Below are 25,253 nucleotides of genomic sequence, written 5' to 3' on the forward strand. Positions count from 1 at the left end.
CAAGCGCGTATGATTTTCTGGTTGATGCGATCGCGGATCGAAAACCGCTTCACACTTCCTGGAATTATTCCTACCGCGCGAAAGCCCGCTTGCGGACCGGTATGGTCATGGCCGCGACGCCGGCGACGACCAAGGCCATTCCGACCCAGGCGGTTGGCCCCAGGCTTTCGCCGAGGAAGACGGCGCCGATACCAACGCCGATCGGCACGCGCAGATAGGCTTGCGACGTCGTGCCGACGGAACCCAGCGTGTGGATGAGGCGGAAATAGATGACGAAAGCCAGCGCCGTCGAGAACACCGACAGACCCAGCAGGGCCAGGATCGATGCCATCGAGGGGGTCAGCGTCCAGGGCTGGTCGACCACCAGGCTGAGCGGCACCAGAATGACCGCGCCGCAGAGCATCGAGCCCGCAGCCGGCTGCATCGGATCGAGGCCCTTGAAGCCACGGCCGAAGATCGCGGCACCGGCGTAGCAGATTGTTGCCACGATGATGGCGACCTGCGCCCACAGCTGGTGACCGAGGCCGCCCAGCGCCTCGGTGCCAACGATGAGGCAGATGCCGGCGATGCCGGCGCCGACACCGATCAGCTTGCGCACCGTAACCGGCTCGTGGCGGGTGATCAGCGCGGTCAGCAGGAAGGTGAAAATCGGCGAAGTCGCATTGAGGATGGTGGCGAGGCCGGCGTCGACCGAGCGCTCGGCGGCCGCGATCAGCGTGAAAGGGATCACGCTGTTGAGGCAGGCCTGGAAGGCAAAGCGACGCCACGTGGCCGCATCGCGCGGCATGGCGAGCCCGCGCCAGCGGATGATGGCGAACAGAATGCCGCCGGCGATCAAGGTGCGGGCGGCAATGAAAGTGACCGGCGGGATCGTTTCGACGCCGATCTTGATGAAGGTGTAGGAGGCGCCCCACAGCACCGCCAAGACGCCGAGCAACGCCAGGTCGGTTGTCGTATCGTTTTTTTCGGACATGGACTTGTCGCCTTCGGGGTGCAATCGGACTTGTTCTAGCCAACGCCGCGAAGAAGTGCTTCGGCCACGGTCGAATTGTCGTAGCGCCTGGCTGTTGACGCGCACCACGTGGACCCCAATTTGCAAGGACCGCAGCTTTACGCCTTGTCGACAGGGAACGGTCATCGCCGCCACGCCGGCAACGACGGAAAATCAGTTGCCAATTTTCGGGATCATGCTGTAGACCCGCGCGGGCGTGGCAAGAAGCCGGCTCGGTTTTTGGCGGAGACATTGATGCCGGATTATGACGTGCTTTGCATCGGCAATGCCATTGTCGACATCATCGCCCAGTGCGAGGAGGAATTCCTCGAAACCAACGGCATCATCAAGGGCGCGATGAACCTCATCGATACCCACCGCGCCGAACTGCTCTACAGCCGCATGGGCCCGGCGATCGAGGCCTCCGGAGGCAGCGCCGGCAACACGGCGGCCGGCGTTGCCAGCTTCGGCGGACGCGCCGCCTTCTTCGGCAAGGTTTCCAATGATGCGCTGGGCGAAATCTATGCCCACGACATCCATGCGCAGGGCGTCGCCTTCGACACCAAGCCGCTCGAGGGCGAGCCGCCGACGGCGCGCTCGATGATCTTCGTCACCCCCGACGGCGAACGCTCGATGAACACCTATCTCGGCGCCTGCGTCGAACTCGGGCCGGAAGATGTCGAGGCCGACAAGGCTTCGGGCGCCAGGGTCACCTATTTCGAGGGTTACCTGTGGGATCCGCCGCGCGCCAAGGAAGCGATCCGGCAGACGGCGAGACTGGCGCACGCGGCGGGCCGCGAAGTGTCGATGACGCTGTCGGATTCGTTCTGCGTCGACCGTTACCGCGACGAGTTCCTCGAGCTGATGCGCTCGGGCACGGTCGACATCGTCTTCGCCAATAGCCACGAGATCAAGTCGCTCTACCAGACATCCTCCTTCGACGCGGCGCTGGCGCAAATCCGCAAGGACTGCAGGATCGCGGCCGTGACGCGGTCTGAAAAAGGCTCGGTCATCGTGCGCGGCGACGAGACCGTGGTGATCCGGGCGACCGCCATCAGGGAGTTGGTCGACACAACTGGCGCCGGCGATCTCTATGCCGCCGGTTTCCTGCATGGCTACACGCAAGGCCGCGACCTCAAGACTTGCGGTGATCTCGGCTCGCTCGCGGCCGGATTGGTGATCCAGCAGATCGGCCCAAGGCCGAGGCAGAATCTGCGCCGCGAGGCGGAACAGGCTGGGTTGCTGTAGGAATGGCTCTTCCTTCCGGGAGGAGGAAAAGCAACCGCTCTCACCGTCGCGCGGTTGTCACATATCGCACCTACACGAACTTGCGAGCGTCCCGTGACTGACATTTCGGGACGTCCGCAGCCAGTTGGGGTCTCAAGGATGCAAGACATCAGGCTGTCGGGCGCGATTCGTTGCCGCCGCGATCTCCGTTTTCCGCACTAGAAATTCAGCAACCGGCCGTGGCTTTGGGGAGGAGCACGCGGCCAGAAGACAGATGCATGAACAAATCTCAGACAAACGGTCTCGGACAGGACGACTTCGCGGAGATGGTCGCGGAGGACGTCGAACGCGCGCTGGCCCATTATGACGAGGCGATAAACCGATCCACAGTGGTCTCGGTCGGCAAGATCGCCGGCAGCATAGCGTCGGCCGTCACCTTGCTGTCGCCGAAACTTCAGCGCGCCATCGACACCATCCATGCCGACCTTCCCGGCCTTGCCCAGAAGTTCGTGCGCGCGCTGGCGGCGGAAGCCGCGCGCCGCAGCGAAGCCGGCACCGCCGGAACCACAAACCTGCCGACGGGCTTGTTGGCCGATGAAGCACCTCCTCCCCAGTCCGACGACCTCGAATCGATGCTGATCGAGGACTGGGCCGGCCGTGTCGCCGGTTCGACCTATCTGGAGGAAAACCTGCGCATCGCCCGCTCGACCCTGCACCGTTGGCAGAGACGAAACGACGTCATCGCCCTGCGCAAGGGCGGCCGCAAACACGTCTTCCCGCTGGCGCAGTTCGTCGACGGCAGGCCGGTGGCGGGCATAAGCGACGTGCTGTCCCTTATCGGCAATCCCAGGCTGGCCTGGCTGTGGCTGACGCGCCCGGCGACGCAGCTCGACGGCCGCGTTCCGATCGACCTCTTGCGGCAGGACCAGGTCGAGGAGGTTGTCGAGGCGGCGCGGGTGTTCGCGGCGGGGTGAGCGTTTCTCAAGTCCCCGCCGTATAAGCCGCGATCGCCGCCATGTTGACGATGTCGCTGTCCTTGGCGTTCAGCGAGACTATCTGAACCGGTTTGTTCAGGCCGACCAGCAACGGACCGATCACCGTCGAGCCGCCGAGTTCCTGCAGCATCTTGGTCGAGATCGAGGCCGAGTGGAAGGCCGGCATGATCAGCACGTTGGCCGGGCCGGTCAGCCTCATGAACGGGTATTGCGCCATGGCGCGGGCGTTCAGCGCGACATCGGCGGCCATCTCGCCGTCATACTCGAAATCGACGCGGCGCCTGTCGAGGATTCGCACCGCTTCCTGGATACGTTCGGAACGCTCGCCCTGCGGATGGCCGAAGGTGGAATAGGCGAGCATGGCCAGCCGCGGCTCGTAGCCCATGCGGCGGGCAAAGCCAGCCGCTTCCTCGGCGATATCGGCGATCTGCTCGGCGTTGGGCATGTCGTGCACGGCGGTATCGGCGACGATCACCGTCCTGCCGCGCGCCAGCACGATCGACACGCCGATGACGCGGTGGCCGGGCTTGGCATCGATGACGCGGCGCACGTCGTCGAGCGCGGTGGAATAATTGCGGGTCACGCCGGTGACGATGCCGTCGGCATCGCCCAGCGCTACCATGCAGGCGGCGAAGTGGTTGCGGTCGTTGTTGATCAGCCGCTGGCAGTCGCGGAACAGGAAACCTTTGCGCTGCATGCGCTCGTAGAGATAGTCGGTGTAGATCGAGTTGCGGCGCGACAGCCGGGCATTGATGATCTCGAGGCCCTGCTTGTTGAGGTCGATGCCGGCGTTCCTGGCGTTCTCCTTGATGACATCGTCGCGGCCAAGCAGGATGGCGGTGCCGAGCCGCTGGTTCACATAGGAGACGGCGGCGCGCATTACCTGCTCCTCCTCGCCTTCGGCGAAGACGATGCGCTTGGGTTGGCGGCGCACGCGGTCGTAGATGCGCTGCAGGGTCGAAGCGATCGGATCGCGGCGGGCGGACAACTCCTGCGCGTAGCGGTCGAGGTCGAGGATCGGCTTGCGGGCGACGCCAGAATCCATCGCCGCCTTGGCCACGGCAATCGGAATGGCCGAGATCAGGCGCGGGTCGAACGGCACCGGAATGATGTAGTTGGGGCCGAATTTCGGCCGGTTGCCCTGATAGGCGGCGGCGACGTCGTCCGGCACGTCCTGGCGCGCCAGTTCGGCGAGCGCGCGGGCCGCGGCGATCTTCATGTCGTCGTTGATGGTGGTGGCCCGCACATCCAGTGCGCCGCGAAAGATATAGGGGAAGCCGAGCACGTTGTTGACCTGGTTCGGATAGTCCGAACGCCCGGTGGCCATGATGGCGTCGGTGCGGATCTCGGCCACTTCTTCCGGTGTGATCTCGGGATCCGGATTGGCCATGGCGAAGATGATCGGGTTCTTGGCCATCGACTGCACCATGGCGGTGGTCAGTGCGCCCTTGGCCGACAGACCGAGGAAGACGTCGGCACCATCGAGCGCTTCGGCCAGGCTGCGCGCCTCGGTTTTCACCGCATGCGCCGACTTCCACTGGTTCATGCCTTCGGTGCGGCCCTGGAAGACGACGCCCTTGGTGTCGCACAGGATGATGTTTTCAGGCGCGAAGCCCATCGCCTTCATCAGCTCGATGCAGGCGATGCCGGCCGCACCCGCGCCGTTGCAGACCAGCCTGGTGGTCTTCATGTCGCGGCCGGTGATCTCCAGCGCGTTGATGAGGCCGGCGGCCGAGATGATGGCGGTGCCGTGCTGGTCGTCATGGAAGACCGGGATGTCCATCAGCTCGCGCAGGCGCTGCTCGATGATGAAGCATTCCGGCGCCTTGATGTCTTCCAGGTTGATGCCGCCGAAGGAGGGACCGAGGAAGCGCACGCAGTTGACGAACTCGTCGGCATCCTCGGTGTCGACCTCGAGATCGATGGAATCGACGTCGGCGAAGCGCTTGAACAGCACCGCCTTGCCTTCCATCACCGGCTTCGACGCCAGCGCGCCGAGATTGCCGAGGCCGAGGATGGCAGTGCCGTTGGAGATGACGGCGACCATATTGCCGCGCGTCGTATAGTCGAAGGCACGGCTGGGATCCTCGGCGATGGCGCGCACCGGCACGGCGACACCTGGCGAATAGGCGAGGCTGAGATCGCGCTGCGTCGTCATCGGCTTGGTGGCGACGATCTCGAGCTTGCCGGGCCGGCCCATGGCATGGAATTCGAGCGCTTCCTGCGCGCTGACGGACGGACCGTTGTTCTCGGTTTTCCTGGCCATGATGCTTTTGATTTCCTCGCCGGTGCAGCACCTCCTTGAAGCGGGTGCTTGTGTGGTTCCGAATTAAGACCACGCGCCGGCTCGTGTAAACCGCCAAGCTCGGCAAAGCTGCTTCAAAGCGGGCGCGACTGGTCACGGCCGTTCTTGTGCCGTCCTGAATGCCGCGATCTCAGGGGCATGCTGGCGCAGGGTTGCCCAATGCGCAGGGTTCCGGCCCCCGGGGAACAGCCATTGGGAATATGGCGGATTCGCTGCTGCCCGGCCGTTGCTTCAGAGCCGACCGACAGGCAACGCAGTCTTCCCCTGCTTTTCGAAGCCCCGGCATTAAACCCGGCCATCACATCTGCTAGCGTGCCGCGCCATGAACATGCATAGCCCGAACGAGCCCGACGCCCCCGAGGTGATGACGCCGCCGCAGCCCGGCGCCGCTGTCACGCCGATGATGGAGCAGTTCATCGAAATCAAGGCGGCGAACCCGGATTCACTGCTGTTCTATCGCATGGGCGATTTCTACGAGCTGTTCTTCGACGATGCCGAGAAAGCGAGCCGGGCGCTGGGCATCGTGCTGACCAAGCGCGGCAAGCACCAGGGCCACGACATACCGATGTGCGGCGTGCCGGTGCATGCCGCCGACGATTATCTGCAGAAGCTGATCGGCCAGGGTTTTCGCGTCGCGGTCTGCGAACAGATCGAGGATCCGGCCGAAGCCAAGAAGCGCGGCTCCAAATCGGTGGTGCGCCGCGACGTGGTGCGGCTGGTGACGCCGGGCACGATCACCGAGGACAAATTGCTGGCGCCTTCGGAATCAAGCTTCCTGATGGCGCTCGGACGGGTGAAGGGCGGCGCGGATCCAAGAGGCGGGGAGCGCGGGAGCACGACAGCGAACCAAGGAAGCTTCGCACTTGCCTGGATCGACATCTCGACCGGCGCCTTCCGCGTCGCCGAGACCACGGCGGACCGGTTGCTCGCCGACATTTTTCGTGTCGATCCGCGCGAGCTGATCGTCGCTGAGCCGGTGTTCCACGATCCCGAGCTGAAGCCTGTGTTCGACCTGCTCGGCCGGGTCGCCAACCCGCAGCCGCCATCGCTGTTCGATTCGGCCTCCGCCACCGGCCGCATCGCCCGCTTCTTCGATGTAGCGACACCCGACAGTTTTGGCACGTTTTCGCGGGCCGAACTGTCGGCGATCTCGGGCGCCATCGCCTATGTCGAGAAGACGCAGAAAGCCGAGCGGCCACCGCTGTCGCGCCCCGAGCGCGAGGAGCAGGGCTCGACCCTGTTCATCGATCCGGCGACGCGCGGCAATCTGGAGCTGCTGCGCACATTGTCGGGGAGCCGTGAAGGTTCCCTGTTCAAGGCGATCGACCGTACGGTGACCGGCGGCGGCGCGAGGCTGCTCGCGGACCGGTTGACGGCGCCGCTGACCGACCCGGTGGCCATTGCCGCACGGCTGGATTCGGTGTCGTTCTTCCGGTCCGAAACGCGGCTTTGCCAGGCGGTGCGGGCGAGCCTGAAGAGCGTCGCCGACATGCCGCGCGCCCTGTCAAGGCTGGCGCTCAACCGTGGCGGGCCGCGCGACCTCGGCGCATTGCGCGCCGGCTTCGAGGCGGCCGGCGCGATCGCCGAAATCTTTGCCGCCACCGCCCTGCCCCAGGAATTGGCGACGGCGCTGGACGCCATCCAGGCACTGCCGCAAGCGCTTGCCCGGCACCTGACGCAGGCGCTCGGCGAGGAACTGCCGCTCCTCAAGCGCGACGGCGGTTTCGTTCGCGGCGGCTACGATGCCGAACTCGACGAGATGCGGGCCTTGCGCGACGAGTCCCGCAAGGTAATTGCCGGGCTGGAGCGCTCGCTGATCGAGGAAACCGGCATCCGCTCGCTTAAAATCCGGCACAACAATGTGCTCGGCTATTACATCGAGGTGACGGCCAACCATCATGCGGTGATGACCGGCAGCGATGGCGCCAAGGCGCGCTTCATTCACCGCCAGACGATGGCCAACGCGATGCGCTTCACCACGACAGAACTCGCCGAGCTCGAGACCAAGATCGCCAACGCCGCCGACCGCGCGCTGAGCATCGAACTCGCCGCCTTCGATGCGCTGACGGCGGAAGCCGTCGGCGAGGCCGAGGCGATCCGCGCCGGCGCTGAAGCACTCGCCGTGCTCGACGTGTCGGCGGCACTGGCGCTGCTTTCGGAAAGCGAGGCCTGGTGCCGGCCCGTGGTGGATTCCAGCCTTGCCTTCGAAATATTTGGCGGCCGACATCCGGTGGTCGAACAGGCGTTGCGCCGTTCGGGCGAAGGCCCGTTCGTCGCCAATGATTGCGACCTCTCGCCGGAAGGCAGTGCCAAGAACGGCGCGATCTGGCTGCTGACCGGCCCCAACATGGGTGGCAAGTCGACGTTCCTGCGGCAGAACGCGCTGATCGCGATCCTGGCCCAGACCGGTTCCTTCGTGCCGGCGGCTTCGGCCCATATCGGCGTCGTCGACCGGCTGTTCTCGCGCGTCGGCGCTTCTGACGACCTGGCGCGCGGCCGCTCGACCTTCATGGTCGAGATGGTCGAGACGGCGGCGATCCTCAACCAGGCCGGCGAACGGGCGCTGGTGATCCTCGACGAGATCGGCCGCGGCACCGCCACTTTCGACGGCCTGTCGATCGCCTGGGCGGCGGTGGAATACCTGCACGAGAAGAACCGCTGCCGGGCAATCTTCGCCACCCATTTCCATGAAATGACGTCGCTCGCCGGCAAGCTGGCGCGGCTTCACAACGTCACCATGCGGGTCAAGGAATGGGAAGGCGACGTCGTCTTCCTGCACGAGGTCGGCAAGGGTGCGGCCGATCGCTCCTACGGCGTGCAGGTAGCGCGGCTCGCCGGCCTGCCGGAAGCGGTGGTCGACCGGGCCAAGCAAGTGCTGCACCAGCTGGAGGAAGGCGAGGTCTCCGGCAAGACCAACCGGCTGGTCGACGACCTGCCGCTGTTTTCGGTGGCGGTGAAACGCGAAGCATCGAAGCCGGTGAAGAGCGACGCGCTGGGCGAGGCCCTTCGAACCATCAACCCGGACGAGATGACGCCCCGCGAGGCGCTGGAGGCGCTTTACCGGCTGAAGGGGCTGGCGGGAATATAGTCAGATCATCTCCAGCCCGCGCTTGCGGGTCGGCGGCGGGAAGGCACGGTCGAGATCGGCGAGATCCTCGCTCGTGAGCTCGATGTCGAGCGCCGCGAAATTCTGGCGGACATGCTCCTGGCTGCTGGCCTTGGGGATGGCGATGACGCCCTCCTGGTGCATCACCCAGGCCAAGGCGATCTGTGCGGCGGTCGCATTGTGGCGGGCGGCGACCGTGTCGAGCCTGGCATTGCGCGCCAGTGCGCCCTGCTCCACCGGCGAATAGGCCATCAGGGGAATGCCGCGCTGGCGGCTCCACGGTGCCAGATCGAACTCAAGGCCGCGCCGCGACAGGTTGTAGAGAACCTGATTGGTCTGGACCCCATCGCCTGCCGGCAGACCGACCAATTCCTCCATTTCTTGCGTGTCGAAATTGCTGACGCCCCAATGGCGGATCTTGCCGGCCTTCTTCAACGTCTCAAACGCCTCGACCGTCTCCGACAATGGCACGCTGCCGGGCCAATGCAGCAAATAGAGATCGACATGGTCGGTGCGCAGGCGCTTCAGGGTGTTCTCGCAGGCACGTCGCACGCCCGCGCGCGAAGCGTTCGACGGCAGCACCTTCGAGACCAGGAAAACCTCGGCGCGGTGCCCGGCAATGGCCTCGGCCACCACCTCCTCGGCGCCGCCGCTGGCATACATTTCGGCGGTGTCGATCAGCGTGACGCCGAGATCGAGGCCAAGCTTGAGGGCATTCACCTCGTCAGCGCGGCGGCGCGAATCTTCGCCCATTTTCCAAGTGCCCTGGCCGAGAACGGGTACGGCCTCGCCGGAAGGCAGCGTGGTGGTTCTGACGCTCGATGGCATGACGACCTCCAGTTGAGGGCCAGGATCGCATCACAGGCTGGGCGAGAAATCCAGAGCGTTCTCGCCATAGCCTCACGATGCCCGAAGGCCTACTTCACCGGATGGGCGGCGAGCCAGTGCTGCATCTGCTTGATCTCGGCTTCCTGCGCGGCAATGAACGCTTCGGCGAGCTTGCGGATCTCCGGGTCCTTGCCGTTGGCAAGCTCGACCTTGGCCATGTCGATCGCACCCTGGTGATGCGGGATCATGCCACGGACGAAATCGACATCGGCATTGCCGGTGTACTGCGACGCCATCATGCCGGCATGCATCTTGTCCATCGCGGCCTTGTAGCCCTCGGTCGAAGGGCTGGCGGCATCGGTCGCCATGCCGGCCATGTCGTGTTTCATCTCTTCACTGCTCGCCGGAACGCTTTCGAGGAAGACGGCAAGCAGCATTCCGGCCGCCATCAGCAAAAGCACCAGTTTCTTGGCCAACGTCATTCATGGTCTCCTGTTGAGTGAGTTTCGTATTTGGGGCTTTGGGTCAGAGTTTCAACGTTCTCAGCCGCAATGCGTTGGCGATGACCGAGACGGAGGACAGGCTCATCGCCGCAGCCGCCAGCATCGGCGACAAAAGCGTGCCGGTGAGCGGATAGAGCACGCCGGCCGCGACCGGGACGCCAAGCAGATTGTAGAGGAAGGCGAAAAACAGGTTCTGCCGGATATTGCCGATGGTCTCCCGCGCCAGCGTGCGGGCGCGGACGATACCGTTGAGGTCGCCCTTGACCAGGGCGATGCCGGCGCTTTCGACCGCGACATCGGCGCCGGTGCCCATGGCGATGCCGACATCGGCCGCGGCGAGGGCCGGCGCGTCGTTGACGCCGTCGCCGGCCATGGCAACGCCGGCGCCCCTGCCGCGCAACTCGTCGACGAGGGCCGCCTTTTGTTCCGGCAACAGGCCGGCGCGAACCTCGTCGATGCCGAGGCTCCTGGCGATCGCCTTGGCCGTGCGCTCATTGTCGCCGGTCGCCATGATGATCCTGAGCCCGCTGTCATGCAGCGCCCTGATCGCCTCGGCGGTGGTCGCCTTGACCGGATCGGCGACGGCGACGATGCCGGCCAGCGTGCCGCCGACCGCGACAAACATCGCCGTCTTGCCATCGCCCTGCAACGCTTCCGCGCTGGTCGAGACGGCGGCAACGGCGACGCCGAGGTCGCCCATCATCGCGGCGTTGCCGAGCGCGACCATCTTGCCCGACACGGTACCGAAAACGCCCTTGCCCGTGACCGCCTCGAAGCCTGTGGCGCTGGTGACGGCAACACCGCGCGCCGCCGCGGCTTCCAGGATGGCCTCGGCCAACGGATGTTCGGACCCTTTCTCCAGGCTCGCGGCGAAACCCAAAAGGTCATCCTCGGAAAAGCCATTGGCGGGCACGACATCGGTCAGTTTCGGCCGGCCCTCGGTCAGCGTGCCGGTCTTGTCGACGATCAGCGTGTCGACGGAGGCAAAGCGTTCGAGCGCGGCGGCCTCCTTGATCAGCACGCCGGCATGCGCGCCGCGCCCGGTGGCGGTCATGATCGACATCGGCGTGGCGAGGCCGAGCGCACAGGGACAGGCGATGATCAGCACCGAGACCGCCGAGACAATGGCGAAGATCAGGCTGGGCTCGGGCCCGAAGAGCGCCCAGGCGATGAACGCGGCGATCGCGACGAGGACAACGGCCGGGACGAAGTAGAAGGAAACGCGGTCGGCCAATCCTTGTATCGGCGCGCGCGAGCGCTGTGCCTTGGCGACGAGTTCGACGATGCGCGCGAGTGTGGTCTCGGTGCCGATCCGTTCGGCGCGCATGATCAGCGAGCCCTGTCTGTTGAGGGTGCCGCCGGTGAGGGCATCGCCTTCGGCCTTTTCGACCGGCAGCGGCTCGCCCGTGATCATGGATTCGTCGATGGAAGAGCGGCCTTCCAGCACGGTGCCATCGACCGGCACGGCATCGCCGGGACGGATGCGCAGGCGATCGCCGGCCTTGACGCTGTCCAGTGGCACATCGGTCTCGGAACCGTTCCCGGCGATATGCCGCGCGGTCTTCGGCGCGAGATCAAGCAGGGCGCGGATCGCCGATCCGGTCTTCTCGCGGGCGCGCAGTTCCAGCACCTGGCCGAGGAAGACCAGCGCGACAATCACGGCGGCGGCCTCGAAATAGACCGGCACCGCACCGCCATGGCCGCGGAACTGATGCGGAAAGATGTCGGGGAAAAGCGTGGCAACGACGCTGTAGAGATAGGCAGCGCCTACGCCGAGCGAAATCAGCGTCCACATGTTCGGGCTGCGGTTGAGGATCGACTCCCAGCCACGATGGAAGAAGGGAAAGGCGGCCCAAAGCACCACCGGGCTTGCCAACGCAAGTTCGATCCAGACCTTCATTCTATCGTCGACCAGGCCTTCGAACGACAGGCCGACCATCGGCGCCATGGCGATGATCAGGAGCGGGACCGACAGGGCCGCGCTCACCCAGAACCGCCTGGTAAAATCGACCAGCTCGGGATTTGGCCCCTCATCGCCTGATGGTACTCCCATCGGCTCCAGCGCCATGCCGCAGATCGGGCAGGAGCCGGGCTTGTCGCGGATCACTTCCGGGTGCATCGGGCACGTGTATTGCGTGCCCTTGGGCGCAGGCGGCGGCTCCGGTCTGTCACCGAGATAGGTCTGCGGTGCGGCTTCGAACTTCGCCTTGCAGCCGGCGGAACAGAAATAGAAACCCTGGCCTTCATGGCGGACAAAGTGCCTGGCGCTGGCGCGGTCGACGTTCATGCCGCAGACGGGGTCGATGGCCGTCAGGTATTGTTCCGCTCCGGCCTGGAATTTCGCACGGCAGCGCTCGCTGCAGAAATGATAGAGATGGCCACCATGTTCTGATGTCGGCTTGCCGGCGGCCGGATCCACGGTCATGCCACAGACCGGATCGCGCAGGACGGCACCCGCATCCACGGCCGCGACTTTCGGCGCGCAACAGCTGCCATGCGCGCGATATGCGTGGTGATCGCCGTGATGATCATGGTCTGAATGCGTCATCGAAAATGCCTCTATGCCTCTGCCTCGGAGCCGAGGTAGTGCTTCCAGTAACTGGAAGGTCAAGAGGTTTTTGATTTTTCGCATTTCGGGTCCGACCGACGGTTCACCCAGAAAAAGCCGACATTTCTTGGCGCAGCGTGTGCTAATGCAGGCGGGTCCTTCCAACCATGACCCCGATCCCGTCGACAATGAAATGCCTGGTCATCAATCTTGATCGGTCTCCTGACCGGCTTGCCCACATCACGGCCGAGTTTGCCCGCATCGGCATCACCTTCGAGCGAATAGCCGGAACCGATGCCCGCGAGCACCCGAACCTGGTGCTTCAGCGATGGATCGCCGACTTCTGCAGATTCCGGCGACCTATTGTCGTGCCCTCGATCCGATCGACGCAACGGACTAAGCCGCTTTCCGGGCTCTCGGCCGGCCCCATACCCAGCGCCGCGAAAACGCGCTATAGACGCCGCCCAAAAGGCAAGGCCGACCGGTACCTATGGCGAAAATCTCCCTGAAGCTCGATGAACTGATCGACGGCGACGCCTTGCGCCGCGAGATGACCGCCCTGACGACGGCCACGGCCGGCGACGGCTCCGGACCGGCCGTCCGCGCCGGCGTTCTCCAGCTTCTCAAGGGTCGGCTCGCCGAAGGCCGCAGAACAGCCGAGGCCATGCTGAGGCAGGATGGCGGCGGCAATGCCTGCGCCGAGCGCTTGTCGCACCTGATGGATGAGCTGATCCGGGCGCTCTACGATTTCGCGGCGACCCATGTCTACCGTGTGAAGAACCGGTCGGCGGCCGAACGCATGGCCGTCGTCGCCGTCGGCGGCTATGGCCGCGGCACGCTGGCGCCGGGATCCGACATCGACCTGTTGTTCCTGCTGCCCTACAAGCAGACGCCCTGGGGCGAACAGACCGTCGAATACATGCTCTACATGCTGTGGGATCTCGGGCTGAAGGTCGGCCATGCCACCCGCAACATCGACGAGTGCCTGAGGCTTTCGCGCACCGACATCACCATCCGCACCTCGATCCTGGAAGCGCGCTTCCTGTGGGGCGAACGCAAGCTCTACGACGAACTGATGCTGCGCTTCGACCACGAGTTGGTGCGCACGACCGGCCCGGAATATGTGCAGGCCAAACTCGCCGAGCGGGACGAGCGCCATGCCAAGGCCGGCGAAAGCCGCTATCTGGTCGAGCCCAACGTCAAGGACGGCAAGGGCGGCCTGCGCGACCTGCAGACGCTGTTCTGGATCGGCAAGTATTTCTACCGCGTGCGCACCGGCGAGGAACTGGTCGAGAAAGGCGTCTTCACCGAAGCTGAGTACCGTGAGTTCCACAAGGCCGAGGATTTCCTGTGGGCGGTGCGCTGCCACATGCATTTCCTCACCGGCAAGGCCGAGGAACGGCTGCATTTCGACGTCCAGCGCGAGATCGCCGAGCGGCTCGGCTACACCACCCATCCCGGCCTGTCGGCGGTCGAGCGCTTCATGAAGCACTACTTCCTCGTCGCCAAGGACGTCGGTGACCTGACCCGCATCTTCTGCGCCGCGCTCGAGGAAGAGCAGGCCAAGCATGTGCCTGGCTTCAACCGCATCTTTCTCACCTTCCAGCGCCGCAAGCGCAAGCTCGCCGGTACCTCGGACTTCATCGTCGACAACCATCGCATCAACATCGCCGACGACACCGTGTTCGAGCGCGATCCGGTCAATCTGCTCAGGCTGTTCTGGTTCGCCGACAAGCACGGGCTGGAATTCCACCCCGATGCGCTCAAACTGCTGACCCGCTCGCTCGGCCTAGTCAACAAGTCGCTCAGGCGCGATGAGGAAGCCAACCGGCTGTTCCTCGACATATTGACGTCGGACCGCAATGCCGAACTCAACCTGCGGCGCATGAACGAGGCGGGGCTGCTGGGCAGGCTGATCCCCGACTTCGGCAGGATCGTCGCCATGATGCAGTTCTCGATGTATCACCACTACACGGTCGACGAGCACCTGATCCGCTGCATCGGCGTGCTGGCCGAGATCGAACGCGGCGACGGCGAGAAGGTGCATCCGCTATCGCATTCGCTGATGCCGGGGCTGAAGAAGAGCCGCGAAGCGCTCTATGTCGCCGTGCTGCTGCATGACATCGCCAAAGGCAGGCCGGAAGATCACTCCGAGGCCGGCGCCAGGATCGCGCGGCGCATCTGCCCGCATATGGGGCTGTCGCCGGCCGACACCGAAACGGTCGCCTGGCTGGTCGAGAATCATCTCGCCATGTCGATGACGGCGCAGACCCGCGATCTCAACGACCGCAAGACCATCGAGGATTTCGCCTCGATCGTGCAATCGGTCGAGCGGTTGAAGCTGCTTTTGATCCTCACCGTCTGCGACATCAGGGGCGTCGGACCAGGCGTCTGGAACGGCTGGAAGGGACAGTTGCTGCGCACGCTCTATTTTGAGACCGAACTGCTCCTGACCGGCGGCTTTTCGGAAGTGTCGCGCGCCGAGCGCACGACGGCGGCGCGCGAGCGGCTGGCCGAGGCGTTGGCCGGCTGGCCGGCGAAGGAGCGCAAGCGCTATGTCGCCCAGCATTACGAAAACTACCTTTTGACCGTCGACCTGCCGGACCAGCTTCGCCACGCGGAATTCGTTCGCGAGGCGGACGCCGCCGGCAAGAAGCTCGCCACCATGGTCAAGACACATGAATTCGAGGCGGTGACCGAGATCACGGTGCTGGCGCAGGACCATCCGCGCCTGCTTTCGGTGATCGCAGGCGCTTGTGCCGCCGCCGGCGGCAACATCGTCGACGCGCAGATCTTCACCACTTCCGACGGGCGCGCCCTGGACTCGATCCTGATCTCGAGGGAGTTCGACCTTGACGAGGACGAGCGCCGGCGCGCCGAGCGCGTCGGCCGGCTGATCGAGGACGTGCTGTCGGGCAAAAGCTGGCTGCCTGAGATGATCGAGAAGCGGACGAAGCCGAAGCGCGGCGCCAAGGTGTTCAAGATCCCGCCCCGCGCCGAAATCCGCAACGCGCTGTCGAACCGTTTTTCGGTCGTCGAGGTCGAAGGGCTCGACCGCCCGGGCCTGCTGTCGGAGATCACCGGGACGCTGTCCAACCTGTCGCTCGACATCGCATCGGCGCATATCACCACTTTCGGCGAGAAGGTCATCGACACTTTCTATGTCACCGACCTCACCGGGCAGAAGATCGACAGCCCGGCACGCATCGCCACCATCCGCAACCGGCTGATGGCGACGCTCGAAGGCACTGCGCCCGAACGCGGCGGCAAAACCAAGGCGGCCGCCGAGTGACTGCCATCATCATCTTGTCCCAATCCCACAAGCAGTCTTGGAACGCATGAGCCTCGTCAAGAAATTCGCCACGGTCGCTTCCGGCACGCTGATGAGCCGCGCACTTGGCTTCGGCCGCGAGATGCTGATGGCGGCCGCACTCGGCACCGGGCCGGTCGCCGACGCCTTCAACGCCGCCTTCCAGTTTCCCAACACCTTCCGCCGGCTGTTCGCCGAGGGCGCCTTCAACGCAGCCTTCGTGCCGCTGTTCGCCAAGGAGATCGAGACCCACGGCACCGATGGGGCCAAGCGTTTCTCCGAGGAAGTGTTCGGCGTGCTGTTCACGGCGCTGCTGGCGCTGACGATCGCCATGGAACTGGCGATGCCGCTGATCGTGCGCTATCTGGTGGCGCCGGGCTTTGCCGAGACGCCGGGCAAATTCGAGACGACCGTCACTCTGGCGACGATCATGTTCCCCTACCTGATCTGCATGTCGCTCGCCGCCATGATGGCCGGCATGCTGAATTCGCTGCGCCGCTATTTCGCGGCTGCCATCGCGCCCGCTTTCCTGAACATCATCCTGATCAGCGTGCTTGGCTATGCGTGGTACCACGGCCTGGATGCGCGCGCCGTCGGCTTCGGCCTGTCCTGGGGCGTGCTGGCGGCCGGCATCGTGCAACTCGCCATTGTCTGGGTCGCGGTACGCAATGCCGGCATCGCGATCGGTTTCCGCCGGCCGAAGATGACGCCCAATGTCAAGCGGCTGCTGATCCTGGCGCTGCCGGCGGCCATCACCGGCGGCATCACCCAGATCAACCAGTTGATCGGAACGGCGATCGCCTCGGCGCAGAACAGCGCGGTGTCCTCGCTTGCCTACGCCGACCGCATCTACCAGCTGCCGCTTGGCGTCGTCGGTGTGGCGGTGGCGATCGTGCTGTTGCCCGAGCTGTCGCGGGCGCTGAAATCGGGTAATCTGATCGAGGCGGCCAACCTGCAGAACCGTTCCGTCGAGTTCACCCTGTTCATGACCCTGCCGGCGGCGGCGGCATTGTGGGTGATGTCGGAACCGATCGTGCGGCTGGTGTACGAACGTGGCGCCTTCGCAGCCAACCACTCGACGCCGACGGTGGCGGCGATCCTGGCGATCTTCGGGCTCGGCCTGCCGGCCTTCGTGCTGATCAAGGCCTTCACCCCAGGCTATTTCGCGCGTGAGGACACGCGCACGCCGATGATCTTCGCCGCCATCTCGGTGGCGGTGAACGTTGCCACCGCGCTCACGCTGTTTCCCACGATGGGCGCGCCCGGCATTGCCGTGGCCTCGGCCGTGGCCGGCTGGGTCAACGCCCTGATGCTGCTTGGCATGCTGATCCGGCGCGGCCATTGGGGCCGCGACGTGCCGCTTCTGAAACGCATTCCAGGTCTGGTGCTGTCCGCGATCGTGATGGGCGTCGCCCTGTACTTTGCCGAACATTGGCTGGCCGCCAGGATTGGTCCGGGTTCGCCGCTGGTGGTCAAGGCGACGACGATCCTGGCGCTGGTGGGCGGCGGTGCGGCTCTCTACTTCGTCACGGCGTTTGCCACCGGCGGTGCCGATTTCGGCATGATCCGGCGCAACATCAAGCGCAAGGGATCGCCAGTGCCTAAGGAATAGTCTCCAGATCGATAAGCCCAACCGCGGCGATCCGGTCGACAAGCATCAATCTTCGCCGGACGATTCGTCGTAGACCGAGCGCGGGAGCGGCACGCGTGCCTGTTTGCTAAGTTCGATCCCGAATTCGGCCCGAAGCCGCGCGGCTATCTTCAGCGGCGTCTCACGGTCGCGCCGGCCCTTCAAACCTTCCTCGTTGTTGACGGTGGCCGGCATCTATTTTCTCATCAAGATCATATGCAGGGCAGATCCTCTGATATCATACATCGTGGTATCATACATGAGCATGTCGGCGCCGCCTGACTGCCGCTATCCCCGAACAGCCTCTTGATCCTCCGCGCGCTCTCGTCCATAAGCGCGCCGTCGCAAGACTTTCGCCGCGCGCGGTTTCCAGCCGCGTGATTGGCTCCGAAAGGTCTGCAACTTTTCGGAATCACGCTGATACGGCCCTCCACAAGCCCCGAGGAAAAACATGTCCGCTTTCAAGCCACTCGTCTTCTCCGGTGTCCAGCCGACCGGCAATCTGCACCTCGGCAATTATCTGGGCGCCATCAAGAAATTCGTCGCCCTGCAGGACACGTCCGATTGCATCTACTGCGTCGTCGACCTGCATTCGCTGACCGCGCAGCTCGTCCATGACGACCTTGCCGACCAGACGCGGTCGATCACCGCCGCCTTTCTTGCCTCCGGTATCGATTCGAAGAAACACATCGTCTTCAACCAGTCGCGGGTGATGCAGCATGCCGAGCTCGCCTGGATCTTCAATTGCGTCGCGCGCATCGGCTGGATGAACAAGATGACGCAGTTCAAGGACAAGGCCGGAAAGGACCGCGAGAATGCTTCGCTGGGCCTGCTCGCCTATCCCTCGCTGATGGCTGCCGACATCCTGCTCTATCGCGCCACCCATGTGCCGGTCGGCGAAGACCAGAAGCAGCACCTGGAGCTGACCCGCGACATCGCGCAGAAATTCAACAACGACTTTTCGGAGCGCATCGCCAGGCTTGGCGTCGGCGTCGAGATGCAGGTGGGCGAGGAGACGGTGAACGGCTTCTTTCCGATCACGGAACCGGTCATCGGTGGGCCGGCGGCGCGCATCATGAGCCTGCGTGACGGATCGAAGAAGATGTCGAAGTCGGACCCGTCCGACCTATCGCGCATCAACCTGACGGACGATGCCGACACCATCTCGAAGAAGATCCGCAAGGCCAAGACCGATCCGGAAGCCTTGCCTGGTGAAGTCGACGGGCTGGAGAACCGTCCCGAGGCTGAAAACCTTGTCGGCATCTATGCGGGTTTCGCCGAGATATCGAAGGCCGACGTGCTGAAGGAATTCGGCGGCCAGCAGTTTTCCGTGTTCAAGCCGGCGCTCGCCGACCTCGCTGTGGAGAAGTTGGCCCCGATCGCGAGCGAGATGCGCCGCATCCAAGGTGACCGCGCCTATGTCGACGCGGTGCTGAGGGACGGCGGCGAGCGCGCCGGCACGCTCGCCGAAACGACGATGAAGACGGTGCGCGACATCATCGGGCTGCTGCAGGGCTGATCCCTATTCACCATGGTGGCGCAAGACATATTGGCCTAAGACATCCTGGCCTAAGACATCCTGGCCTAAGGCCGGCGGCTTGCCGCCGGTCTGCTGCGGTGGCAGATTGCGGTCGAAAAGACACCGAGTAGATAGACATGGTCTCCAAACGCCTCAGCCGCGAAGCCGGTCATCGCCGGAAATTCCTGACGATCATCGATGATACCCCGGAATGCGAGCGCGCCGTCGCCTACGCCTCGAAGCGGGCGCAGAACACCGGCGGCACGCTGGTGCTGCTCTATGTCATTGTACCGGACGATTTCCAGCACTGGCTGGGCGTCGAGAAGATCATGCGCGAGGAGGCGATCGCCACGGCGCGCGCGGCCCTCGACGGCTATGCCAACAAGGTGCGCCAGAAGCTCGGCATCGAACCGGAGATGGTGGTTCGCGAAGGCAAGCCGACGGAAGAAATCCACAAGCTGATCGAGGAAGACCAGGACATCGCCATCCTGGTGCTGGCGGCCGGCGCCGGCAAGGAAGGACCGGGGCCGCTGGTCGGCGCGGTGGCCGGCAAAGGCGCCGCCTTCCCCATTCCGGTCACCGTCGTGCCGCAAAACCTCTCCGACGAGGAGATCGACAGCCTCGCCTGAGATCCGCCCGGGATTCAATTCCCCCAGCCAGATCCTTGGCAAAACATTCCGCCAGCCAGCCGTTGGGGCGATGCGTTTGGCTTGAATGTCCAGCCGATAGAGCCTATTTAGAATTATTCCAAACTATCTGCCCTGACTGGGCACGGAGACGGCCATGTTCATCCAGACCGAATCGACGCCAAACCCGGCGACGCTGAAATTCCTGCCTGGCAAGGAAGTTCTGCTCGAAGGCACCGCCGATTTCCGCGATGCCGACAGCGCGGCGACCGCCTCGCCGCTGGCTGGCCGGCTGTTCGAAATCCCCGGCGTCACCGGCGTCTTCTTCGGCTACGACTTCATCACCGTGACCAAGGACGGCCCCGACTGGCAGCACCTGAAGCCGGCGATCCTGGGCGCCATCATGGAGCATTTCATGTCCGGCGCGCCGGTCATGACCAAGACCGGCCCGGCCGCCGAGACCAGCCAGACCGGCGAATTCTACGACAAGGCGGACGAGGAACTCGTCATCACCATCAAGGAACTGCTCGACACAAGAGTGCGCCCGGCGGTGGCGCAGGATGGCGGCGACATCACCTTCCGCGGCTTCGAGAACGGCACGGTGTTCCTGCACATGAAGGGCGCCTGCGCCGGTTGCCCGTCATCGACGGCGACGCTGAAGCACGGCATCCAGAACCTGCTTCGCCATTTCGTGCCCGAAGTGCAGCAGGTCGAACAGGTCGCCTGATTCTTCCGCTCGCCGCCTGTCGGTCTACGGGCGCGGCCTGGACATCCCGTTCGCGAATAACAAAAAACCGGGCCGAATTGCCCGGTTTTCTGTTTGGGACGTCCGTTGTTGCCTAGACGGTCCGCGTACGAAACTTGTTTGCCGTTTGGCCAAGCCCTGACGGGCATGGCCTATATCACGATGACCTTGGCGCCGACCGAGGCGCGGTCATAGAGATCGATGATGTCCTGGTTCATCAGCCGGATGCAGCCAGACGACATGGCCTTGCCGATCGAGTTCCATTCCGGGCTGCCGTGCAGGCGGTAACCCATGTCACCGCCCTTGTTGAACAGATACATGGCGCGCGCGCCGAGCGGGTTCTTCAGGCCCGGCTCCATGCCGCCGGCGAATTTGGCGAGCTCCGGCTGACGCTTGATCATCTGTGACGGCGGCGTCCAGGTCGGCCATTCGCGCTTGATGGCGATATGGGCCGTGCCATGCCACTCGAAGCCCTCGCGGCCAACGCCGATGCCGTAGCGGATCGCGCGGCCGTCGCCCTCGACGAAATAGAGGAACTTGTTCTGCGTATCGACGATGATCGTGCCGGGCTTTTCCTTGGTGTCGTAGTTCACTTCCTGCCGGTGGAACTGCCTCGGCACCCTTTCGATCGGGATGCGCGGCAGTTGATAACCAGCATCGGTCACCGCGCCATAGTCGTTGGAGAAGATCTGTCCGCCGATGGTGCTGCAACCGGCGATAGCGGTAGACAGCGCCAATGCGGCAAATATTGCAAGCGACTTCATGCGCATGAGGTGATCCGGTGCCCCGCCCAAACGTCAGCAGCACGAGTCGGCCGCTTTCTCGCCATCATTCATGCTGGCATTTGCTTTGCTTGCCAAGCACGCGATGCCTATATGCGGGGACCTACGCGCTGGTAAGCATATCACTATGGCATTTCGGCAACAGCCTTCACCGGATTGTGAAGGAAATTCAATGAGCCCAAATCGAGAAGCCCGCAAAAACGAGGAACCCGCCATGAATGTCGGCGACGCCGCCCACCGTTCAGGCCTGCCGGCCAAGACCATCCGTTACTATGAGGAGATCGGCCTGATCGCGCCCGCGCGCGCCGCCAATGGCTATCGCGACTATTCCGGCGACGACATCCACCGGCTGGCCTTCCTGCGTCGCGCGCGCAATCTCGGCTTTTCCATCGACGATTGCCGCCAGTTGATGGCGCTCTACCAGGATCGCGGCCGCGCCAGCCACGACGTGCGCGAGATCGCCGCCGCCCATGTCACGGCGATCGAGGAGAAGGTACGCCAATTGCAGTCGATGCGCTCGACCCTGCAGAAACTGATCCACGCCTGCCATGGCGACGAGCGGCCGGACTGCCCGATCCTGGATGATATGGCGGGGGCGGTGGAACGCGAACCGACCGCCGTCGGACGTCAATAGGTCCAAGAAAGCCGATTGGGCTCGGAGAGTTCAGCGCACATTCGTCGCCCAATCTCGGAAAGCCTCCAGAAGCGAACGCAGATGGAGCGGGCCGCCAGCCCCCTCAAACACGTTGTCCTTCGTCCAGCATGTCCACCAGTCGGTTGGATGCCCGCGATTGTGCGTGATCGGATCAAGAATACGCCCGTCGCAGTCCGTCCCCACAAGGTCGATTTTCAAAGACCAGCCGGGGTTATCGATGGTGCTGATCGAAGGACCAAACCGATGCTCCCAAACACCATCGCATTGGGCTTCATACCAGCGGGCCAACCAATCCAGAACGTCCATCCGGTCAAACTAGCGAAACGGCAGCGGCATGGGAAGAAGGCATGCGCCAAGGCGGGGCTGTCAGCTATGCAATCGCCATCCTAGGTGGGGCGATTCCTCAATGGGAGATCGCAATGGCTAGGTCGAAACCGTCAAAGCAGTTATCGCAGGCTGAAATCGAGCGCTTTTTGGTGGCAGCGGAAGCGCTGCACCTAAGCATCATCAAGCCGTTCATATCACCTAGCAGCGAGCATCACCGGGCGCTCCAGCGCACCCATGAAGCGCTATTGAAGGCGGTGAAGGATATTACCGGCAAGGATGCCAAATTCATCGCGTATTTTGGGGCTTGGTCGAAATAGCTTGCGGCCGATTAATCTTCCCGCCGACAGCCTCCGCTAACCGAATATTCAATAAACCCATCATAGCCATGACTAGAGCGAATATGCGCATGAGCGTAACCGGTCTGATCCGGAATCTCTATCGCAGGAATAAGCAAACGACAAATTCCATGCCTGCGGGTATTACGGCGATTAATAGTATCGCGTCGACAAGTGGCATTTAGTCCCCTTCCCCAAGTAGGAACCGAAGTCATAACGCAAACGGCCCGCCTCAAGGATGTACGTTCACCTCTCGTTCCACTCGAAAAACAGACATGCTCCCCTCTTGTAGCGATTATAGCGCCACCATTCCCACGGCGGGAAACGTCCCCAATCGCCAATTAGTAACCTTCAGAGGTAACGGCCTATAGCCATTCCCCTACGGCTGGGTAGCGCCTAGCGCTCCGGCGGCCCTTGGTAGAGGTACCAGAGCGGGAGCGCGACGCCAGCCCATGAAATTGCGATCAGTAGACACCAATAGAGGTACGGGTCTTGAACCCGATCAAGGACATGCCAGCCACCGCCGTGCTTGGGGATGGTGGCCTTCCCGTTCCATAGCCAAAAGCCAATGAAAGCGCCCGCACCAAGCATCTGTGCGATCAAAAGATACTTGATGACCGCTTCCGCAGTTTTATTCTTTTCGGCCACTGTGCGCCCCCCTTGTAGGCGGCTTGAGATACTTGGGAGGGCTTAATCGTTCGTAAGTGCCGGCCTGTCATGATTATATTCCTATTTTCGATCTAGGTTTGTTAACGATATAATCGCCCTCGATAAACAGGTTCAAACCGTGAACAAAATCTGGCATGGTGCCGCCATGCCGATCATCTCGCCGATTCCCCTCAATCCTCTCATCGACGGACGCCAGTCCGAGCGCGCGCTACTGGTGCGGCGCGGCGTGCAGCGGCTGCTGATGCAGATGGGCGCCCATGTGCTGCCGGAACTGTCGCTGGCGACTGGCCGGCGCGCCGATCTCGTGGCGCTGACGCGCCAGGGCGATGTCTGGATCATCGAGATCAAATCCTCGATCGAGGATTTCCGGGTCGACCGCAAATGGCCCGACTATCGGCTGCATTCCGACCGCTTCTTCTTCGCCACCCATCCCGGCGTGCCGGCGGACATCTTTCCGGAAGAGTGCGGCTTCATCCTCTCCGATGGCTACGGCGCCGAAATCCTGCGCGATGCGCCGGAGCACCGCATGGCGGCGGCAACGCGCAAGGCGCTGATGCTGCGCATTGCGCGCGCCGGTGCCTCGCGGCTGCTGGCGGCGGAACTGGCGGGTGTGTCGCTGCCGTCGCTGGAGGGGGAGAGCGAGTAGCTGCCGTCGAAAGCTGGCGGCGTGTGGTCGCCTTTCAGCGTTTGCACTGCCCCTCATCTGCCTGCCGGCGTTCGTCGTTCGAAAAGCCAAGCAATTGGCTTTTCGTCCGCTGCGCGGACCACTTCTCAACTCCCCGTATAGTAACGGGGAGAAGGATGCTTTCATAGCGGATTTCGCCAGTTTTCAGCGTTTGCAAAAGAGCGCCAAGGGGCGGCAGTGTCCCTTCTCCCCGTTCCACGGGGAGAAGATGCCGGCAGGCAGATGAGGGGCGGCGCGGCGTCTGCCAGAAGCGCGGACGCTATTCCTCGTCCTCTTCCACCCCTCCCACCGCCGGCGCCAGCAAAAGCACCGCCGCGCCGAGGATGGCGGCGATGAAGGAGCCGGCGAGAATGCCGACCTTGACGGAGTCCTGCAGGGTTACATCGCCGGCGAAGGCGAGCAGGCCGATGAACAGGCTCATGGTGAAGCCGATGCCGCAGAGCAGCGACACGCCGAGCATATGCGACCAGCCGGCATGGCCGGGCAGGTCGGCCAGGCCGAGACGGATGGCAAGTGCGGAGGAGCCGAAGACGCCGACCAGTTTGCCGACGACGAGACCGGCGGCGACGCCCAGCGTCAACGGCTCGATCAGCGCGCCAAGGCTCAGGCCGGCGAGCGAAACACCGGCATTGGCAAAGCCGAAGATCGGGACGACTATGAATGCCACGAGCTTGTGCAGGCCGTGATCGAGCCGGTGCAGGGGCGAATGCTCGAGGTCGTGCCCGGCGGCGCGTTCAAGCGGAATGGTGAGCGCCAGGGCCACGCCGGCGAGCGTGGCGTGGACGCCCGACTTCAGCACCAGCACCCACAGGATGGCGCCAAGCACGAGATAGGGCGCCAGCGTCATCACCCGCATGCGGTTGAGCATGATGAGCGCGGCGATGACGGCGAAGGCGGCGCCGAGGTAGGCCAGCGACAGGCCGCTGGTGTAGAATATGGCGATGATGATGACGGCGCCGAGATCGTCGATGATGGCGAGCGCGGTGAGGAAGACCTTCAGCGAGGCCGGCACCCGGCTGCCGAGAAGCGACAGCACGCCGAGCGCGAAGGCGATGTCGGTGGCGGTCGGGATAGCCCAGCCGGACAAGGCCGGCCCGTTGTTGCGGTTGACGGCGACATAGACAAGGGCAGGAACCACCATGCCGCCGGCGGCCGCGATGCCGGGCAGCACGCGCCTGGGCCAGGTCGAAAGCTGGCCGTCCAGCATCTCGCGTTTGATCTCCAGCCCGACGAGCAGGAAGAACACCGCCATCAGCCCGTCATTGACCCAGTGCGAGACGCTGAGCGGGCCGAGATAGGCGTGGAGAACTGAGAAGTAGGTCTCGGCAAGCGGCGAATTGGCGACGATCAGCGCCAGGGCGGCCGCCACCATCAGAATGATGCCGCCGGCCGCCTCGCTGTCGAGAAATTCGCGGAAGACGGAAACCGGCCGTTGCTTCAAATCCTGCATGTCGCCTCCGTCATCGT

Annotated in this window: 21 protein-coding genes and 1 pseudogene; 12 read left to right on the plus strand and 10 right to left on the minus strand. The window is 63.9% G+C overall.

All coding sequences use genetic code 11. The features are described from left to right. Positions 1-70: 70 nt before the first annotated feature. Positions 71-973 carry an EamA family transporter gene (locus tag FJ548_RS14095; protein WP_140778151.1) on the minus strand — a complete coding sequence of 301 codons (903 nt, stop codon included), beginning with the start codon at positions 971-973 and terminating at the stop codon, positions 71-73. A gap of 273 nt (positions 974-1,246) precedes the next feature. Between FJ548_RS14095 and FJ548_RS14100 the strand changes: the two genes are divergently transcribed. Both FJ548_RS14100 and FJ548_RS14105 read left to right on the plus strand, forming a co-directional pair. Next, entirely contained in the window at positions 1,247-2,239 is a 993-nt protein-coding gene (locus FJ548_RS14100) for an adenosine kinase (protein ID WP_140778152.1), read from the plus strand. Between the two features lie 257 nt (positions 2,240-2,496). After that, positions 2,497-3,192 carry an antitoxin Xre/MbcA/ParS toxin-binding domain-containing protein gene (locus FJ548_RS14105; RefSeq protein ID WP_140778153.1) on the plus strand — a complete coding sequence of 232 codons (696 nt, stop codon included), beginning with the start codon at positions 2,497-2,499 and terminating at the stop codon, positions 3,190-3,192. A 7-nt stretch (positions 3,193-3,199) separates the two neighbouring features. Here the strand turns inward: FJ548_RS14105 and FJ548_RS14110 are convergent, their stop codons facing one another. Next, on the minus strand, positions 3,200-5,479 hold the full coding sequence (locus FJ548_RS14110) for an NADP-dependent malic enzyme (RefSeq protein WP_140778154.1): 2,280 nt from the start codon (positions 5,477-5,479) through the stop codon (positions 3,200-3,202). Positions 5,480-5,840: 361 nt separating this feature from the next. Here FJ548_RS14110 and mutS point away from each other — a divergent pair, with 361 nt between their 5' ends. Next, positions 5,841-8,606, plus strand: coding sequence for a DNA mismatch repair protein MutS (gene mutS, locus FJ548_RS14115; protein ID WP_140778155.1), 2,766 nt, complete (start codon positions 5,841-5,843; stop codon positions 8,604-8,606). On the opposite strand, the gene FJ548_RS14120 is transcribed toward mutS, so the two are convergent. The 3 genes from FJ548_RS14120 to FJ548_RS14130 form a co-directional block, all read right to left on the minus strand. Beyond that, entirely contained in the window at positions 8,607-9,452 is an 846-nt protein-coding gene (locus tag FJ548_RS14120) for an aldo/keto reductase (protein WP_140778156.1), read from the minus strand. It lies immediately after the preceding gene. A gap of 89 nt (positions 9,453-9,541) precedes the next feature. Next, positions 9,542-9,934: a DUF305 domain-containing protein gene (locus FJ548_RS14125; protein ID WP_140778157.1), complete on the minus strand. Its 393-nt coding sequence runs from the start codon at positions 9,932-9,934 to the stop codon at positions 9,542-9,544. Positions 9,935-9,977: 43 nt separating this feature from the next. Further along, positions 9,978-12,503, minus strand: a complete 2,526-nt coding sequence (locus tag FJ548_RS14130; protein WP_140778158.1) for a heavy metal translocating P-type ATPase — start codon at positions 12,501-12,503, stop codon at positions 9,978-9,980. Positions 12,504-12,691: 188 nt separating this feature from the next. On the opposite strand from FJ548_RS14130, the pseudogene FJ548_RS14135 reads away from it, so the two are divergent. The 3 genes and pseudogenes from FJ548_RS14135 to murJ all read left to right on the plus strand — a co-directional run. Further along, a pseudogene (locus tag FJ548_RS14135) lies at positions 12,692-12,829 on the plus strand (glycosyltransferase family 25 protein); the annotation flags it as partial. A 164-nt stretch (positions 12,830-12,993) separates the two neighbouring features. Beyond that, entirely contained in the window at positions 12,994-15,795 is a 2,802-nt protein-coding gene (locus FJ548_RS14140; RefSeq protein WP_140612976.1) for a [protein-PII] uridylyltransferase, read from the plus strand. Positions 15,796-15,841: 46 nt separating this feature from the next. Next, complete coding sequence (gene murJ / locus FJ548_RS14145) at positions 15,842-17,425, plus strand: murein biosynthesis integral membrane protein MurJ (protein WP_140778159.1); 1,584 nt, start codon at positions 15,842-15,844, stop codon at positions 17,423-17,425. Positions 17,426-17,470: 45 nt separating this feature from the next. Here the strand turns inward: murJ and FJ548_RS29845 are convergent, their stop codons facing one another. Next, positions 17,471-17,638 carry a hypothetical protein gene (locus FJ548_RS29845; RefSeq protein WP_181168792.1) on the minus strand — a complete coding sequence of 56 codons (168 nt, stop codon included), beginning with the start codon at positions 17,636-17,638 and terminating at the stop codon, positions 17,471-17,473. A gap of 256 nt (positions 17,639-17,894) precedes the next feature. On the opposite strand from FJ548_RS29845, the gene trpS reads away from it, so the two are divergent. The 3 genes from trpS to FJ548_RS14160 all read left to right on the plus strand — a co-directional run bounded on the left by trpS (position 17,895) and on the right by FJ548_RS14160 (position 20,315). Next, the gene (trpS, locus tag FJ548_RS14150; protein WP_140778160.1) at positions 17,895-18,962 is read left to right on the plus strand and encodes a tryptophan--tRNA ligase; all 1,068 of its coding nucleotides are present in this window, start codon (positions 17,895-17,897) and stop codon (positions 18,960-18,962) included. Between the two features lie 137 nt (positions 18,963-19,099). Further along, positions 19,100-19,591, plus strand: coding sequence for a universal stress protein (locus FJ548_RS14155; protein WP_140612979.1), 492 nt, complete (start codon positions 19,100-19,102; stop codon positions 19,589-19,591). Positions 19,592-19,745: 154 nt separating this feature from the next. Then, complete coding sequence (locus FJ548_RS14160; protein WP_140612980.1) at positions 19,746-20,315, plus strand: NifU family protein; 570 nt, start codon at positions 19,746-19,748, stop codon at positions 20,313-20,315. Between the two features lie 170 nt (positions 20,316-20,485). Here the strand turns inward: FJ548_RS14160 and FJ548_RS14165 are convergent, their stop codons facing one another. Further along, a complete protein-coding gene (locus FJ548_RS14165) occupies positions 20,486-21,103 on the minus strand; it encodes a L,D-transpeptidase (RefSeq protein ID WP_140612981.1) in 618 nt (205 codons plus the stop codon). Positions 21,104-21,329: 226 nt separating this feature from the next. Between FJ548_RS14165 and cueR the strand changes: the two genes are divergently transcribed. Further along, positions 21,330-21,749, plus strand: coding sequence for a Cu(I)-responsive transcriptional regulator (gene cueR / locus FJ548_RS14170; RefSeq protein ID WP_140612984.1), 420 nt, complete (start codon positions 21,330-21,332; stop codon positions 21,747-21,749). A 30-nt stretch (positions 21,750-21,779) separates the two neighbouring features. Here cueR and FJ548_RS14175 read toward each other — a convergent pair whose 3' ends face one another. Beyond that, positions 21,780-22,076, minus strand: a complete 297-nt coding sequence (locus FJ548_RS14175) for an immunity 53 family protein (RefSeq protein ID WP_140612982.1) — start codon at positions 22,074-22,076, stop codon at positions 21,780-21,782. Between the two features lie 113 nt (positions 22,077-22,189). Here FJ548_RS14175 and FJ548_RS14180 point away from each other — a divergent pair, with 113 nt between their 5' ends. Then, on the plus strand, positions 22,190-22,414 hold the full coding sequence (locus FJ548_RS14180; RefSeq protein ID WP_140778168.1) for a hypothetical protein: 225 nt from the start codon (positions 22,190-22,192) through the stop codon (positions 22,412-22,414). A 414-nt stretch (positions 22,415-22,828) separates the two neighbouring features. Here FJ548_RS14180 and FJ548_RS14185 read toward each other — a convergent pair whose 3' ends face one another. After that, on the minus strand, positions 22,829-23,080 hold the full coding sequence (locus tag FJ548_RS14185) for a hypothetical protein (RefSeq protein ID WP_140612983.1): 252 nt from the start codon (positions 23,078-23,080) through the stop codon (positions 22,829-22,831). Between the two features lie 166 nt (positions 23,081-23,246). On the opposite strand from FJ548_RS14185, the gene FJ548_RS14190 reads away from it, so the two are divergent. Then, positions 23,247-23,747: an MmcB family DNA repair protein gene (locus FJ548_RS14190; protein WP_140612986.1), complete on the plus strand. Its 501-nt coding sequence runs from the start codon at positions 23,247-23,249 to the stop codon at positions 23,745-23,747. 298 nt (positions 23,748-24,045) lie between these two features. Here the strand turns inward: FJ548_RS14190 and nhaA are convergent, their stop codons facing one another. Continuing rightward, entirely contained in the window at positions 24,046-25,236 is a 1,191-nt protein-coding gene (gene nhaA / locus FJ548_RS14195; protein WP_140778161.1) for a Na+/H+ antiporter NhaA, read from the minus strand. Positions 25,237-25,253 lie beyond the last annotated feature (17 nt).

The organism is Mesorhizobium sp. B2-4-17 (genome assembly GCF_006441275.1).
Lineage (GTDB): Bacteria > Pseudomonadota > Alphaproteobacteria > Rhizobiales > Rhizobiaceae > Mesorhizobium.